The organism is Marinifilum flexuosum (genome assembly GCF_003610555.1).
GTDB classification, from domain to species: domain Bacteria; phylum Bacteroidota; class Bacteroidia; order Bacteroidales; family Marinifilaceae; genus Marinifilum; species Marinifilum flexuosum.
Genome location: NZ_RAPQ01000010.1, coordinates 477974 through 493415 on the forward strand (window position 1 = coordinate 477974; position 15442 = coordinate 493415).

The 15442-nt window shown below is 37.6% G+C and carries 9 protein-coding genes and 2 rRNA genes; 7 read left to right on the forward strand and 4 right to left on the reverse strand.

Features of this window, described 5'->3' with window-relative positions:
- Positions 1–151: 151 nt before the first annotated feature.
- The 7 genes from gdhA (at position 152) to BXY64_RS15270 (ending at position 8620) form a co-directional block, all read left to right on the forward strand.
- A complete protein-coding gene (gene gdhA, locus BXY64_RS15235) occupies positions 152–1507 on the forward strand; it encodes an NADP-specific glutamate dehydrogenase (RefSeq protein WP_211334510.1) in 1356 nt (451 codons plus the stop codon).
- Positions 1508–2189: 682 nt separating this feature from the next.
- The gene (locus BXY64_RS15245) at positions 2190–3080 is read left to right on the forward strand and encodes a CPBP family intramembrane glutamic endopeptidase (protein ID WP_120240845.1); all 891 of its coding nucleotides are present in this window, start codon (positions 2190–2192) and stop codon (positions 3078–3080) included.
- Between the two features lie 4 nt (positions 3081–3084).
- Complete coding sequence (gene blaOXA, locus BXY64_RS15250) at positions 3085–3885, forward strand: class D beta-lactamase (protein ID WP_120240846.1); 801 nt, start codon at positions 3085–3087, stop codon at positions 3883–3885.
- A 27-nt stretch (positions 3886–3912) separates the two neighbouring features.
- The gene (locus BXY64_RS15255; RefSeq protein ID WP_120240847.1) at positions 3913–4398 is read left to right on the forward strand and encodes a DUF2059 domain-containing protein; all 486 of its coding nucleotides are present in this window, start codon (positions 3913–3915) and stop codon (positions 4396–4398) included.
- Between the two features lie 91 nt (positions 4399–4489).
- Positions 4490–6463, forward strand: a complete 1974-nt coding sequence (gene gatE, locus BXY64_RS15260) for a Glu-tRNA(Gln) amidotransferase subunit GatE (protein WP_120240848.1) — start codon at positions 4490–4492, stop codon at positions 6461–6463.
- Complete coding sequence (gene gatD / locus BXY64_RS15265; protein WP_120240849.1) at positions 6463–7845, forward strand: Glu-tRNA(Gln) amidotransferase subunit GatD; 1383 nt, start codon at positions 6463–6465, stop codon at positions 7843–7845. The genes gatE and gatD overlap by 1 nt, the downstream gene beginning before the upstream one ends.
- A gap of 115 nt (positions 7846–7960) precedes the next feature.
- A complete protein-coding gene (locus BXY64_RS15270) occupies positions 7961–8620 on the forward strand; it encodes an NUDIX hydrolase (protein WP_120240850.1) in 660 nt (219 codons plus the stop codon).
- Here BXY64_RS15270 and BXY64_RS15275 read toward each other — a convergent pair.
- From BXY64_RS15275 to BXY64_RS15290, 4 genes are all read right to left on the reverse strand, one after another.
- Entirely contained in the window at positions 8597–9928 is a 1332-nt protein-coding gene (locus BXY64_RS15275) for an MltF family protein (protein ID WP_170150679.1), read from the reverse strand. The two genes, BXY64_RS15270 and BXY64_RS15275, sit on opposite strands and share 24 nt — an antisense overlap.
- Before the next feature lie 187 nt (positions 9929–10115).
- Positions 10116–12089, reverse strand: coding sequence for a putative porin (locus tag BXY64_RS15280; protein WP_120240852.1), 1974 nt, complete (start codon positions 12087–12089; stop codon positions 10116–10118).
- 208 nt (positions 12090–12297) lie between these two features.
- Positions 12298–12408 (reverse strand): 5S ribosomal RNA (gene rrf / locus BXY64_RS15285).
- 94 nt (positions 12409–12502) lie between these two features.
- Positions 12503–15373: ribosomal RNA gene (locus BXY64_RS15290) — 23S ribosomal RNA — on the reverse strand.
- Positions 15374–15442: the final 69 nt, after the last annotated feature.

Consider the following 15442-nt stretch of genomic DNA (forward strand, 5'->3'; position numbering starts at 1 on the left):
GGCTCTCTTAAATTTAATGAATTTAAACGAATTCTAACAGCTTGACCTTGAATGAATTCTTTCATACCTTTAATAGTGTAAGCGGTTATCCAAAAGGCTGTTTACAAATTGCACCCAGAATAAATCATGTCTAACTTAAACTTTTTGCATCATGACAACCATGTTCAAAGCCCCATCCAGTAAGGAATTTATGGATAATTTAATTGGTAGAACACCTGGTGAGGTAGAATTTCATCAAGCAGTTCACGAAGTTGTTGAATCCTTAATGCCATTTCTGGAAGAAAATCCTAAGTACAAAACAGCTAAAGTTCTTGAGCGTATTTCAGAACCTGAAAGAGTAATCATTTTTAGAGTTCCATGGGTTGATGATAAGGGAGAAATCCAGGTAAACAGAGGATATCGCGTTGAGATGAATAGTGCAATTGGACCATACAAAGGAGGTCTGCGCTTTCACCCAACTGTAAATCTTGGAATCCTTAAATTTTTAGCTTTTGAGCAAGTATTTAAGAACAGCTTAACTACACTGCCAATGGGTGGTGGTAAAGGAGGATCTGATTTTGATCCTAAACAAAAATCCGATGGCGAGGTAATGCGTTTCTGCCAAAGTTTTATGACAGAACTATCGAAACACATTGGACCGGACACCGACGTTCCTGCAGGAGATATTGGTGTTGGCGGACGTGAAATTGGATTCATGTTCGGTCAGTACAAGAGACTTCGCAACGAGTTTACCGGAGTTTTAACCGGAAAAGGTGCCGAATGGGGAGGAAGTTTAATTCGCCCTGAAGCTACTGGTTATGGTAATGTATACTTTGCCGAAGAAATGCTTAATGCTAAAGGAGACAGTTTAAAAGGTAAAATTGTTACCGTTTCCGGATCTGGAAACGTAGCCCAGTTCACGGTTGAAAAAGTAAATGAACTAGGTGGTAAAGTTGTTACTCTTTCCGATTCTTCAGGATTTATTTATGATCCGGATGGAATTGACGAAGAAAAATTGACCTATGTAATGCGTTTGAAGAATATAAAACGCGGAAGAATTGAAGAGTATGCTAAAAAGTACAAGGTAGGTTATTTCCCAGGCGAAAGACCTTGGGGAGTAAAATGTGATGTTGCCTTACCTAGTGCTACTCAAAATGAAATTAACGAAGATGAAGCGAAAACTCTAATTGAAAATGGTTGTATTTGTGTTTCCGAAGGAGCTAATATGCCATCAACTCCAGAAGCAATCGAGGTTTATTTGGAAAATGAAATTCTATTTGGTCCAGGTAAAGCTGCCAATGCTGGTGGAGTTGCTGTTTCAGGACTGGAAATGTCGCAAAATGCAATGCGCATAAGTTGGACTCGCCAAGAAGTTGACAATCATTTGAAACGCATCATGAAAGACATTCATTCAACTTGTATTAAGTATGGTAAAACTTCTAATGGATTTGTAAACTACGTAAATGGAGCAAATATTGGTGGTTTCGTAAAGGTTGCCAATGCCATGATTGCACAAGGAATCGTATAAATTGATTTGTAATATTTAAAATGAGCTTGCTTCAAATATGAAGCAAGCTTTTTTTTGAAAGTCCTGAAAAGTTTAAAACAGCTTCAACCTACTATTTTCATTGTAAGAGTTCGCATTCTTGTCATCAGACCTGCCATTGTTTCCCTCAATGTTAACAAGTGCACCGTCTGACCTGCCATCTGCATCGAGAGACCTGCCAAGTGCAGGCTCAATGTTAATATCTGCACCGTCATTGTTGATAACCGCATCGTGAGATCTGTCATCTGCGTCGTCAGACCTGCCATCTGCAAGCTATTTGTTGATATCCGCACGCTCATTGTTAATAAGTGCAATGCACTTGGTAGGAATTAGCTTGCTTTTCTTAGGTCTCTCGATGCAGATGGTAGTTATGACTGTGCATTTGGCAGGCATCACAATACTTTTAGTGAGTGTGAACCTAACGTTGGCAGGGATGACGGTTCAATTGACAGTCCAGAAGGAGCAACTATCAACTCGATTACAAATATTGATAATATTCTGATCAAAAAATGAAAGTATGAGATAACTAATGATATTCAAGACACATCACATTTCAATTCTCACCTGATTATTGTTTTAGATAAAAATTCATTTCTTAAGTATAAACTAACATGTTTTAAATTATTCTGTTAATTTTAAACAGCTTAATTAAATCACATACAAAATGAATCAAATCAACTCAAACCCAGCCATCAAACAAGGATGGCTACGTGCAATTCTAATAATAATTCCATTCATAATATTTACAATTACATTCCTAATATTAGGAAAAGTTATAAGCAACTTAATTATTGAGTCACTTATAAATAAATCCATTGCGGATGAATCAGTTCTTTCCCAATCTAAAAAATTATTTACTCAATTTTTTGGCACTATTGGAACATTGCTTATTGTTTGGATTTTCACTCGATTTATAGATCGAAAAAAACTAATCGATCTGGGTTTCTCGCTTAAAAATAGAGGCAAAGATATTCTGTATGGTCTTCTAGCTGGTTCTTTACTAATAGGAATAGGATTTGGAATCCTATGGATAAATGGTAATCTAACTATTACAAATATTAATTTTAATTTATTCAATTTATTTCAAAGTGTTCTTATTTTCTGTTTCGTATCTCTAAACGAAGAAGTAATTGTGCGAGGCTATATTCTTCCCAACTTTATGGATTCAATGAACAGATATCTGGCTTTGATTCTATCCTCGTTAATTTTTACAGCATTGCATTTAATGAATCCTAACGTATCATTTTTAGGAATTACAAACATCTTTCTTGCTGGAATCCTATTGGGAATTGGATATATTTTCACCAAAAACTTATGGTTTCCGCTCGCCTTGCATTTTAGCTGGAACTTTTTTCAAGGACCAATTTTTGGTTTCGAAGTAAGCGGAACAGAAAGCGATACTTTAATTTCTCAAACCATTACAGGCAATGAAATTCTTACCGGAGGTAAATTTGGTTTTGAGGGTTCCTTACTTGCCAGCATACTTTGTACAGCATGTATTGTCTTATTCTGGTTTATCTACAAAAAGCAGGATTATAAATTGTTAAAAGCTTAACGCTATGAAAAAGATTCTATTCTTATTCCTATCAGTTATACTCTTTTCTTGTACAAAGCAACAAGAATCCATTCTTGATGCATACAAAGCAAATGACCTACAAGAAATATTCGAACAAGCGAACGTGAATGGTTGTTTTATTATTCATGATTTTAAAAATAATAAATCACTGGCATACAATCCTGAACGATTGGATTCTGCCTTCCTTCCTGCATCTACTTTTAAAATCATTAATTCGATGATTGCACTGGAAACAGAAGTAATTAAAGACGAAAATGAGATCATTAAATGGGATGGTAAAAAACGTTTTATTGAAGCATGGAATCAGGATCATAACCTGGCATCCGGAATAAAAAATTCTGTTGTTTGGTTTTACCAGGAATTGGCAAGGCAAATTGGTGAAGAGAGAATGAATTATTGGGTTGAAAAAGCTGATTACGGGAATAAAGACATTGGGGGAAAAATTGATCTTTTCTGGTTGAATGGAGATATTCGAATCACGCCTAACCAACAAATTGATTTCCTAAAAAGATTGTATTTAAACCAATTGCCATTTCAAAAGAAAAATCAGGAAACGGTAAAAAAGATTTTACTTGTAGAACAAACAGATGACTATTCAATTAGAGCAAAAACAGGATGGGCAGCACGCATAGAACAAGAAATTGGTTGGTATGTTGGTTATCTTGAAAACGAGAACAATGTCTACTTTTTTGCCTTAAACATGAATATCAATTCATCAGATGAAGCCAAATATCGAAAACAAATAACAACAGATATTCTAAAAGTTTTAAATTTGACAAGATAATAATCTACTAAACCTAAATACAAAACAATGAAAATCATAGGGACCAAGGTATTTGTATTGATAATGCTTTTTACAGCAAGCACTTGTTTTGCTAATAAAAGTGTAAATGACGATGAATATGCAAAAGATGTAAAACATCTTTTTCAGGTAAATGGATCTGCGAATAGCTTCAAAAAGTCAATCAAAACCATGCTTGAACATTTTAAATCGCAAGAATCCAATGTTCCGGCAAGTTATTGGGAAAAAACAGAAGCTGAATTTTTAAAAACTTCCTTTGATGATTTATATGATATGATTGTTCCCATATACAGAAAGAATCTATCACATGAAGATGTAAAGGCAATGATTGCTTTTTTTGAATCGGATGCTGGTAGAAGAATTGCCCAAAAAACTCCTGCTATTACAGCGGAAAGTATGCAAGCAGGTATGATTTGGGGGCAAGAAGTCGGGAGAAGAATTCATGAAGACATACAAAGCAAGGGATTTAAAATAAGATTACCTTTCACTCCTTAATTTATTTGATTTTTAGACTGTAAACCTGTCATTTATCATTTCTTATGCAATGAATAATATGTACATTTTGGGGTTACTAATTTAACCCGAAATGAGTACTAAAATTACACCCAAACAAAACTATGAACTCACCCGACAACAAATTGGCTATGTAGACAGAAGGCTCGCCACGCCTGAAGACTATCGTAGAATTGGATTTAAGTCGGGTTTAGAAGTTCATCAACAACTTGCCACAAAAGAGAAGTTGTTTTGCCATTGCCCTTGTGGCGTATTTCAAAAAAACGGAGATTACGATGCCGAAGTAATTCGCCACATGCGACCTGCCATGAGTGAATTAGGTGGATACGATGGAACCGCTCTTATGGAATTTAAAACCCGTAAGAACATCATTTATCGAATCAACAACGAAACCGCATGTACCTACGAAGTTGATGATACTCCTCCGTTTAAAATTAACCCGGAAGCTCTAGAAATTGCACTCAAAATATCTTTGCTTAGCAAACTTAATGTGGTTGGCGAAGTTCACATCACCAGAAAGCAATATCTGGATGGAAGTATTCCTACAGGATTTCAACGTACGGCAATTCTTGGCGTAAATGGTCATATTCAACTTCGAAATAAAAAGGTAAACCTGATACAACTTAGTATAGAAGAGGATTCTTGTCGAGAAATAGCCGATGTGGGGCATGAAAGGTGGTACAAAACCGATCGCTTAGGGATGCCACTAATCGAAACGGTTACCGCTCCGGAGCTGGTAACCCCAGATGAATTAAGAGAAACTGCTGAATACATTCGTTTCTTAAACAGAAGCACCGGTTTGGTTCGAACAGGAATGGGCGCTGGACGCGAAGATGTAAATGTTAGTTGCCGAGGCGGCTCAAGAGTAGAAATAAAAGGAGTGGCTCACAACAAATGGATTCCAGAACTTTCTCACAACGAAGCATTCCGTCAATGGGCTTTGTTACACATCCGAAAACTATTGTTAGAGAGAACCAAGAAGGAAAAATGGCAAGTAAATCATATGGAATTGGATCCTCACGAGTTTAAATTCACTTACCTGCCTTTGGTTGAATGCAAAGAGAAACAGCATAAAATCATTGCCATCAATATTCCTGAATTTAAAGGATTCCTTTCCCATTTTACTCAGCCAGATCAGGTTTTTGCGGATGAAATCTCTCAAAGATTAAAAGTGATTGCTTGTATCGAAAAGCCAAATATGGTTCATTCGGAGCAAGAAGATCTAACCATTTCTGATCATGATTTTGCTACGATTCGCACACATCTTAATACCAATAATAATGATGCACAAATCATTATTTGGGGACCGGAAGAGGACATGGAAACAGCTATAGAAACTGTGGTTGAACGTTGCGAAATGATTTTTGATGGAGTTCCTAATGAAACTAGAAAATCCTTTCCAGATGGAACAACCATATTCGAAAGAGTTCTTCCTGGCGCCGATAGAATGTATCCTGATACAGATTCTTGTCCAATTCCTTTATCTAATGAATACATCGAAAAATTAGGTAAAGATTTGCCTCAAGATATATCTGAAAGAATAGAATTACTAAGCAAATGGGCAGTACCTGCCGATGCTTTCCATTTCATTCTAAGTAAGAATATTTTCCCAATAATAGAAGAAATTTGCGAACGCTTTAAATTCGATCCTAAACGTGTTGCAATCTTCTTTGGCCATACCTACAAGAATATTGTTGGAAAACAAAAGGCACATAATGATTTCAATTACCGAAAATTGATAGGACTATTTAAGTTCATACGAGAAAAAGGTCTGCACATTAATATTGCAAAATACCTACTCCCAATATTGTTCCAACATCCAAGCATGGAATTTAATTCTATGCTAACCGCTTTAAAATTTAAAAAACGAAGCTTGGATGAATTGGCTGCTCCAATAGATTTCTTAGCGGAGAAATACCGTGATATCAGAAAAACAGATGATAAGGAAGAAGCTGCAAACTGGATTATGGGTCAACTACATAAGCAAGCTATTGGAAATATTGAGTTAAGAGATTTAAGAGAAATCATCGATAAACGATTACAATAATGGAAGATCTTTTTCAAGGATATAAGGGTGATGCTCTGGAAACCCTCAAAAAATATAATGTAAGAGTATGGGGAAAAACTCATATTGTAACAACCAGAGGTGAGTTTGATGGTACAATTTTACCGCGTGCCGAAAATGATGACGATCAACATATCGTTTTAAAAATTGATACTGGTTATAACATTGGGATTAATATTACTACCATCAAGGAAATGAAGGAAACAGGCTATAAAAAGGCCAATTACAAAGTTCCTGAAAAAGAATTTCCTTACACCGAAGGACAGCCAAAGGTGAAATTATTTGGAACTGGAGGAACCATTGCTTCTCGCCTTGACTACAGAACCGGAGCTGTTATTCCAGCCTTTTCGCCAGGTGAATTATATGGGTCTGTTCCCGAATTGGCAGACATATGTAACTTAACAACAGAGAAAGTTTTTGCCGTATTTAGTGAGAACATGGGACCACAGCAATACATCTCTTTAGCCATTGCCATTGGCAAGGAAATAGAAAATGGAGTTGATGGAATCATTATTGCCCACGGAACCGATACACTTCACCATACTGCAGCTGCACTTACCTATATGGTTCAAAATTTACCAGTTCCAGTTGTTTTGGTTGGTTCTCAACGATCATCAGACAGACCTTCTTCTGATGCAGCTTTGAATTTAATGCATTCAGCAATTGCAGCAGGTCACGGCGATATAGCAGAAGTGATGGTGTGTATGTTTGGTCCTACTTCGGATGAATATGGATTCCTTCATAGAGGTACAAGAGTTCGAAAAATGCATTCGAGTTACCGCTCCACTTTTAGGACATTAGGAGATACACCATTGGCAACCGTTACGAGAAAAGGTGTTAAAGCAATTAAGAAAAGATACAATCATCGTCGAAAAGATAAGGACGTTAAGATTCTTCCCTATTTCGAAGAAAAAGTAACCATCGTTTACTATTATCCGAACATGCAACCTGATGTAATCGATGCATTGGTTGATTGCGGATACAAAGGAATTATTATTGCAGGAACCGGACTTGGGCACGTCAACAAACCAGTTTATCCTGCTTTAAAAAGAGCGGTTGAAAAAGGTGTTCATATATTCATGACTGTCCAAACGCTTTGGGGGTATACTCATATGTTTGTTTATGATACGGGTAGAGATTTAATGGCAATGGGGGTAGTTCCTTTAGACAATATGCTTCCTGAGGCTGCATATATTAAATTGGGTTGGGCTCTTGGTCAAACTAACGATAGACAAGAGGTTATCGATATCATGGAAACACCTATTAATGATGAAACCACAAAACGAGAACCATACAATGGATATTTACTTTACCAGGGTGGTGTACCTGAGGTAGAACAATTTGTTAAGAATTTTAGAAAATAATTTGAACCCGGCTAGTGGCCGGGTTTTTTAATGAATTTCAATAAAGTTTAATCTTTTTTTGACAGCTTGGGGAAACTTTATTTCTATCTTTAAGTAAGATTTGAAAAAGGATTATATGAATTTATTAGATACAACATTTGATTTAGAACAATTCACACAACAATTAAATAATGAGCTCAATAATGGTCTTCCAGGCTTTGATGCTCAAAAAATAATGTCGCCTTCAATTCGTAAACATGCTCTAAAAACAAGTGATCCTTCGATTGCCAGAGACAGTAGTGTTCTATTACTCTTCTATCCCAAAGATGGCCAATTGTTCCTTCCATTTATAAAAAGAACTTCAGGAAACACAAATCATAGCGGCCAAATTAGTTTACCAGGTGGTAAATACGAAGAGAGTGATTCTAATAGAACCGTTACTGCAATTCGTGAAACCAATGAAGAACTTGGGGTGGATTGCAAAAAAATTAAAATATTAGGCTTCTTAACTGAATTATATATTCCTGTAAGCAATTTTATGGTACTTCCTGTTTTAGGCTATTGCAAACAACGACCTGATTTCAAAATGAACCCTTTTGAAGTGGAAGAAGTTATCGAAATGCCTGTACAGCAACTTCTTTCTAAAGAAAATATTTCAAAATTTAGTTTTACCAAAAATGGTCTCACAATAAACGCCCCATATTTCAATGCCAATGGACACAAAGTATGGGGAGCTACTGCAATGATTTTATCTGAATTACGAGAGGTATTCTTAAGAGCTGCTTTGATCCGTTAAAGCCATATTTTTGTAATGCTTGTATCGATCTAAGATCTTAATTACATACCAATAAGGTTCTTGTCCACGACAGTATCCATACTTTACCACCGGATCATTAAAGAATTCAGGCTTTGATTTATTCAATAAATAATAATCAACACTACCTTTCCATTGATCTGGGTTCTTACCATTCTTTTGCGCTAATCTTCGTGCATCAAGAATATGTCCCAAACCAACATTATACGAAGCCAATAAAAATTCTAACTTATCAGTTTTGTCTCCCAATGTTTTATCGAGTTTAGCTTCTAAATATTTTAAGTGCTTCACTCCAGCCTCCACATTTTCCTGAGGAGTTGATAAAGAATCAACATCGTATCGATATGCTGTTTCAGGCATTAATTGCATCAAACCAAAAGCTCCAACCCACGAGCGTGCTTTAGGATTAAAGTTTGATTCTTGATAAACCAAAGCCGATAACAATCTCCAATCCCAATCAATCAGTTTTGCATTTTTCCTTAGCAAATCGTCATATTCAGATATTTTACCACTCTTTAAAGTAAAGTATTCACTTTGAAGCATCTCTTCAATTCTGCTACTTTTAAAATATTTTCTGTAAATAATTCTGTATTCCCTTGTTTTCTGGAAATCAATCAACCACATATTAATATCTTTGGTAAGCTCATCGGTTCCTTTTCGCAAAGCCCAAGCTAAATTTTGTGGCTCACTCAAATGCGTTCGAATATCAATATTTGGATAATAAGTCTGGTTCACCATTGCAACATTCTCATCGGCAATCGTATAGGAAATCTCTCTATTTGCTACTTTAGAAATTAATTCCTCTACCTCCATTTGATCCACAGGAATAATCTGAATATCATTATTTCCAGTATTCGATATTCTATTCAGCCTTTCCTCAAACGAAGATCCTTTCGGGACGTGAATTTGCTTCCCAAATAATTGCGATTTTTCACTCACATATCCAACAGGACGAATAGAATCATTAATTTGTATTAATACTTGACGTGATTGACTATGAGATACAGTGAAGTTAAACCTCTCTACCCTATCTCCAGTCACCGCCAAATTCATACCTAGTAAATCAACATCACCGCGTTCCAAAGCATCAAAAGAAGAAACCAAATCATTACTTACCGTCAAATCAAGCTTAACATTTAAATGCTTAGCTAAAGCTTTCAGCATTTCATACTGAAACCCCATAGTTCTACCTTTGTAAATAAAATAGTTAGTAGAATTATAATCGGTAATCACTCTTAGTTTTCCACGCAGCTTTACATGCTTCAATTCTACAATGGGTTTCTCTTGCATTTGTAACTTCGCAAGCTTTCGTTGCTGATTACAAGTTTGCAAAAACACCATGAAAATCAAAGGTATAAGTAGCTTTATGTATTTAAATTGCGACATAAAATTCTCCCTTCCTAATATTAAATTAGAAATAAACAGGTCTTAAACCAAGAATTATTTGATTTATCTTCTTGGTTCCTTTTAAGAATTCTTAATTGTAAAAAGTCCAAATTAATCCGTATTTCAGCATAGACGGATTGATTGGATAATGAAGTGCTGAAAAATAGTTTTTACTTCCAATAGAAGCGTTTGCATGCTCATACATGACAAATAAACGTGTTCTTTTTATTCTAAAATTAAAGTACACATTTACCTTAGGATAATCCCCTAGCTCCTTTTGATCTTGCAAAAAGAACTGCCCCGTAGCAGGCATATAATCTGGAGCGTAAAAACTTGTATTATAATGTATCGATACACCAGTTTGTATGCCTAATGCACCATTAAAGAATTCATTTTTATAATAGTTATTACTATAGATTGATAAAGTTGGAAGTGGTAAAACCTTCTCATTTGAACTATTTTGACCAACCAAGCTTTGGTTTAGATAAAAGTTCCCTAACTTGAAATTTTTCTGCAAATATCCTGTTAAAACAGAAATTCCACTACTGGCTTGTTCAGGTGTTGCCTGCAACCCAAAATAAGTATAATTATCTATCTGACAGAAATTTGCACCAATTTTAAATCTATATTTCTTATTAAAATATTCTACACCTGCACGTAATTCATTTTGTTTGTCAAGCTTTAAATCCCATTGCTGATGATTTCCATAGTACTTCTCCATAATGTAATTTGGAGTAGTCGATTCCAATCTCCCGGAAAGCTTAAAACCATGCCCAGAATTCTTTTCACCAAACCATTTTGTTAATTGATAATCCAAATCAAAATCATTTTGGCGATATCCTTCGAACACATATTTACCAACTGCTTTCCAGTTTACAGATTTTCCAGATAAACTAAATAGGCTTGCAACAAGTTGATTATTATGGATATTTTCATCCTTTTGTTGCCAAGCGTATTGAGATACATTTCTTCTAAGATTATATTTCAAGAATTCACTTTCTATACCAAATCTTGCTCCTAAGCGAATCCATTTGTTTTCATTCTCATTAAAAACAATTTGAAAAGTATTCTTAACCATTACTTGTTCAACCTTATCAAAAGTTGAATTTTGATTCAAGAAAAAGTTAGGATAAAATTCTTTATTCAGATTTTCATCCTTAAACTGCCAACTATTTTTCCCGTAATTCAAAGTATATAATAAATCAATAGCATACGAATAAGTTGTATCTTTTTCGATTACTATTTCTCTTTCCTTACCAATACCATAGGAATGATTCATAAACAAATTAAAATTTGTCAATTTCGATTTCCCTTCGGTTAAATTTATTTGGATATTTTCAGGTTCTTCATCACCATCGGTAACTAAATCGTCATTAACAACACCACCATTTTCATTTGCATTAATGCGGTTCATATTTAAAACCAGATTCATTCCATAATTTCTCTTCTTGTAACTCGAGAAAACAGTTAAGTCATACAATTTAGTCTTCTGATTCTGATATTGACCATCACTTGAAATTAAATCGTATTTAATACCAAAGTTCCAGTTAGGTGAAATGTTTTGTGTTTGCAGAACCTTTAATAAGTTTTCAGATTGTCCTTTTGGTCCACCAGTTTCATAAAATAACCTAGTGTAAGGAGTGGTTGTATTAAAATAAACAATATCTTCAGGTTTGTCCATATAAGCTCTATACGCATCGAAAAATAAAAACTCATCTTTTTCCCTATCAATGTAAATGTTACTTTGATAAGCCGCTCCTAAATTTCCCAAATATGAATTAGAAATACTCTTTTGATAGATCGGATTGTAATTTTGAATTTCTCCTAGTACTGTATCCAAATTGAATTCGCGAACTGAAGAATTCATATCTGTAAGTTTCCAAGTTTTGATTACAGATTCAACATTGTAACCTAGACTATCCAACATCTTAGAATCATCTTTCTTTGATTTTTGAGACATTGATTTTCCATCAGGTCCAATGCTAGCACCAGATAATTTTCTTTGTGCAAAAGAAATTGTGCTTAGTCCAAATACAAGAGCTAATATTATGAAATATTGTTTCATAGCGTACAAAGATATACAAACTGAGACGAACTTAAACAGATTGTTTAAAAATATAGGTTAAAAAACCTTAAGCGTGAGTTAATGAATCTAAATTCAAGGTAAGCGGAAGCTTTTTAAAACTTCAAATATTGTTATTTAGATATTGATTTATAAAAATCAGAGCATATAAAAAAGAGTCTCACTCCTTAATGGAATAAGACTCTTTAAAGGTTGGCGTCGACCTACTCTCCCACATCTCTGCAGTACCATCGGCGCTAACGGGCTTAACTTCTCTGTTCGGAATGGGAAGAGGTGGAACCCCGTCGCTATAAACACCTAAAATCGTTTGTTGATCTCTCAACTAAATATCATAGACACATTGAAAAGTAAAATAAAAGAACCAAATCACGTAAGATTCAGCGATTGACCTCGCCACTCAGAAGCTTTCGGGTAATTAGTATTGCTCGACTTTGACGTTACCGCCTTTACATCTGCAACCTATCAACGTTATCGTCTCTAACGACCCTTAAAGGAAATCTCATCTTGAGGTAGGCTTCGTGCTTAGATGCTTTCAGCACTTATCCCTGCCCAACGTAGCTACTCTGCTATGCAGCTGGCGCCACAACAGATACACTAGAGGTTAGTCCAACCCGGTCCTCTCGTACTAGAGTCAGATCCTCGCAAATTTCCAACGCCCACAACAGATAGGGACCGAACTGTCTCACGACGTTCTGAACCCAGCTCGCGTGCCACTTTAATGGGCGAACAGCCCAACCCTTGGGACCTTCTCCAGCCCCAGGATGTGACGAGCCGACATCGAGGTGCCAAACCGCTCCGTCGATATGAGCTCTTGGGAGCGATCAGCCTGTTATCCCCGGAGTACCTTTTATCCTTTGAGCGATGGCCCTTCCATACGGAACCACCGGATCACTATGCTCTACTTTCGTACCTGCTCGACCTGTATGTCTCACAGTCAAGCACCCTTGTGCCATTGCACTCTTCAGACGATTACCAAACGTCTTGAGGGTACCTTTAGAAGCCTCCGTTACTCTTTTGGAGGCGACCACCCCAGTCAAACTACCCACCACACACTGTCCGTCGTTAGACGTTAGACTTCAGATAAGCAAAGGGACGTATTTCAAGGATGACTCCACGATACCTGGCGATACCGCTTCATAGTCTCCGTCCTATCCTACACATCACTTACCCAAAATCAATGTGAAGCTGCAGTAAAGGTTCACGGGGTCTTTCCGTCCCGTTGCGGGTAATCGGCATCTTCACCGATACTACAATTTCACCGAGCTCATGGCTGAGACAGTGCCCAGATCGTTACACCATTCGTGCAGGTCGGAACTTACCCGACAAGGAATTTCGCTACCTTAGGACCGTTATAGTTACGGCCGCCGTTTACTGGGGCTTCATTTCAGACCTTCGCTTACGCTAAGCCCTCCACTTAACCTTCCAGCACCGGGCAGGTGTCAGGCCTTATACTTCATCTTTCGATTTTGCAAAGCCATGTGTTTTTGGTAAACAGTCGCCTGGGCCATTTCACTGCGGCCTCCCGAAAGAGGCGTCCTTTCTCCCGAAGTTACAGGACCATTTTGCCGAGTTCCTTAGCCATGAATCACTCGAGCGCCTTAGTATTCTCTACTTGACTACGTGTGTCCGTTTGTGGTACGGGTCTCTATTACCTGAAGCTTAGAGGTTTTTCTTGGAAGTAAAATTACACGCACTATCAGCGCTGCCGTAGCATTGCTGTACTATCAGATTTCAGCTCAACTTGCGGATTTACCTACAAGTCTCATAGCATACGTCCTTCAACGAACTATTCCGTCAGTTCGCGGCGTTGTCATCTCTTCGTCACCCCATCGCAGTAATAGAAAGTACCGGAATATTAACCGGTTGTCCATCGAGTTCGCCCTTCGGCTACCCCTTAGGTCCCGACTTACCCTGATCCGATTAGCGTTGATCAGGAAACCTTAGTCTATTGGCGTGCGGGTTTCTCGCCCGCATTATCGTTACTTATGCCTACATTTGCTTTTCTAAAAGCTCCACAATACATTACCATACTGCTTCTGCGCCGTTAGAATGCTCCCCTACCAGTTAGAATAAATTCTAAATCCATAGCTTCGGTGGTATATTTATGCCCGATTATCATCCACGCAAGATCGCTCGACTAGTGAGCTGTTACGCACTCTTTAAATGAATGGCTGCTTCCAAGCCAACATCCTAGCTGTCTAAGCAATCTCACCTCGTTTGTTCAACTTAACATACACTTGGGGACCTTAGCTGATGGTCTGGGTTCTTTCCCTCTCGTCTGTGGACCTTAGCACCCACAGGCTCACTGCCAGATATAAGTTATAGCATTCGGAGTTTGTCTGGATTTGATAGGCGGCGAAGCCCTCGCATCCAATCAGTAGCTCTACCTCTATAACTCTCGACTCTGACGCTGCACCTAAATGCATTTCGGGGAGTACGAGCTATTTCTCAGTTTGATTGGCCTTTCACCCCTACCCACAGTTCATCCGAACACTTTTCAACGTGTGACGGTTGGGCCCTCCACTCTGGTTTAACAGAGCTTCAGCCTGACCATGGGTAGATCACCAAGTTTCGCGTCTACCCCCACTAACTTTACGCCCTATTCAGACTCGCTTTCGCTTCGACTACGCACCTGAAGTGCTTAATCTCGCTAGTGAGGAGTAACTCGTAGGCTCATTATGCAAAAGGCACGCAGTCACACCATATAGGTGCTCCTACCGCTTGTAGGCGTACGGTTTCAGGTACTCTTTCACTCCTCTGTTCGAGGTGCTTTTCACCTTTCCCTCACGGTACTTGTTCACTATCGGTCTCTCAGGAGTATTTAGCCTTACCAGATGGTCCTGGCAGATTCACACAGAATTCCTCGTGTTCCGCGCTACTCAGGATACTACTAGATTCACTTTGCTTACGTGTACGAGACTATCACTCTCTATGGTATGTCTTTCCAAACACTTCCACTTCACGCCGATCATCATATTATAGTCCTACAACCCCACCATTGCCGAAACAATAATGGTTTGGGCTAATCCCCGTTCGATCGCCACTACTAGGGGAATCACTTTTGTTTTCTTCTCCTCCGGTTACTTAGATGTTTCAGTTCTCCGGGTTTGCCTCCTTTCGGATACTCATTGCTGAGTGGGTTGCCCCATTCGGAAATCTACGGATTAATGGTTATTTGCACCTCACCGTAGCTTATCGCAGCTTATCACGTCCTTCATCGCCTCTGAGAGCCTAGGCATCCGCCATACGCCCTTAATTACTTCTTTTTGTGCCAATAAAAGTATAAACTTTCATCACGAAATCAATCGTTGTTTCTTTACTTTTTGGTTACTTCT

What these genes read in the sequence shown, in the direction of transcription:
- gdhA (WP_211334510.1), top strand. Translation starts at nt 152, where the DNA reads ATGACAACCATGTTCAAAGCCCCATCCAGTAAGGAATTTATGGATAAT.
- BXY64_RS15245 (WP_120240845.1), top strand. Translation starts at nt 2,190, where the DNA reads ATGAATCAAATCAACTCAAACCCAGCCATCAAACAAGGATGGCTACGT.
- blaOXA (WP_120240846.1), top strand. Translation starts at nt 3,085, where the DNA reads ATGAAAAAGATTCTATTCTTATTCCTATCAGTTATACTCTTTTCTTGT.
- BXY64_RS15255 (WP_120240847.1), top strand. Translation starts at nt 3,913, where the DNA reads ATGAAAATCATAGGGACCAAGGTATTTGTATTGATAATGCTTTTTACA.
- gatE (WP_120240848.1), top strand. Translation starts at nt 4,490, where the DNA reads ATGAGTACTAAAATTACACCCAAACAAAACTATGAACTCACCCGACAA.
- gatD (WP_120240849.1), top strand. Translation starts at nt 6,463, where the DNA reads ATGGAAGATCTTTTTCAAGGATATAAGGGTGATGCTCTGGAAACCCTC.
- BXY64_RS15270 (WP_120240850.1), top strand. Translation starts at nt 7,961, where the DNA reads ATGAATTTATTAGATACAACATTTGATTTAGAACAATTCACACAACAA.
- BXY64_RS15275 (WP_170150679.1), bottom strand. Translation starts at nt 9,928, where the DNA reads ATGCAAGAGAAACCCATTGTAGAATTGAAGCATGTAAAGCTGCGTGGA.
- BXY64_RS15280 (WP_120240852.1), bottom strand. Translation starts at nt 12,089, where the DNA reads ATGAAACAATATTTCATAATATTAGCTCTTGTATTTGGACTAAGCACA.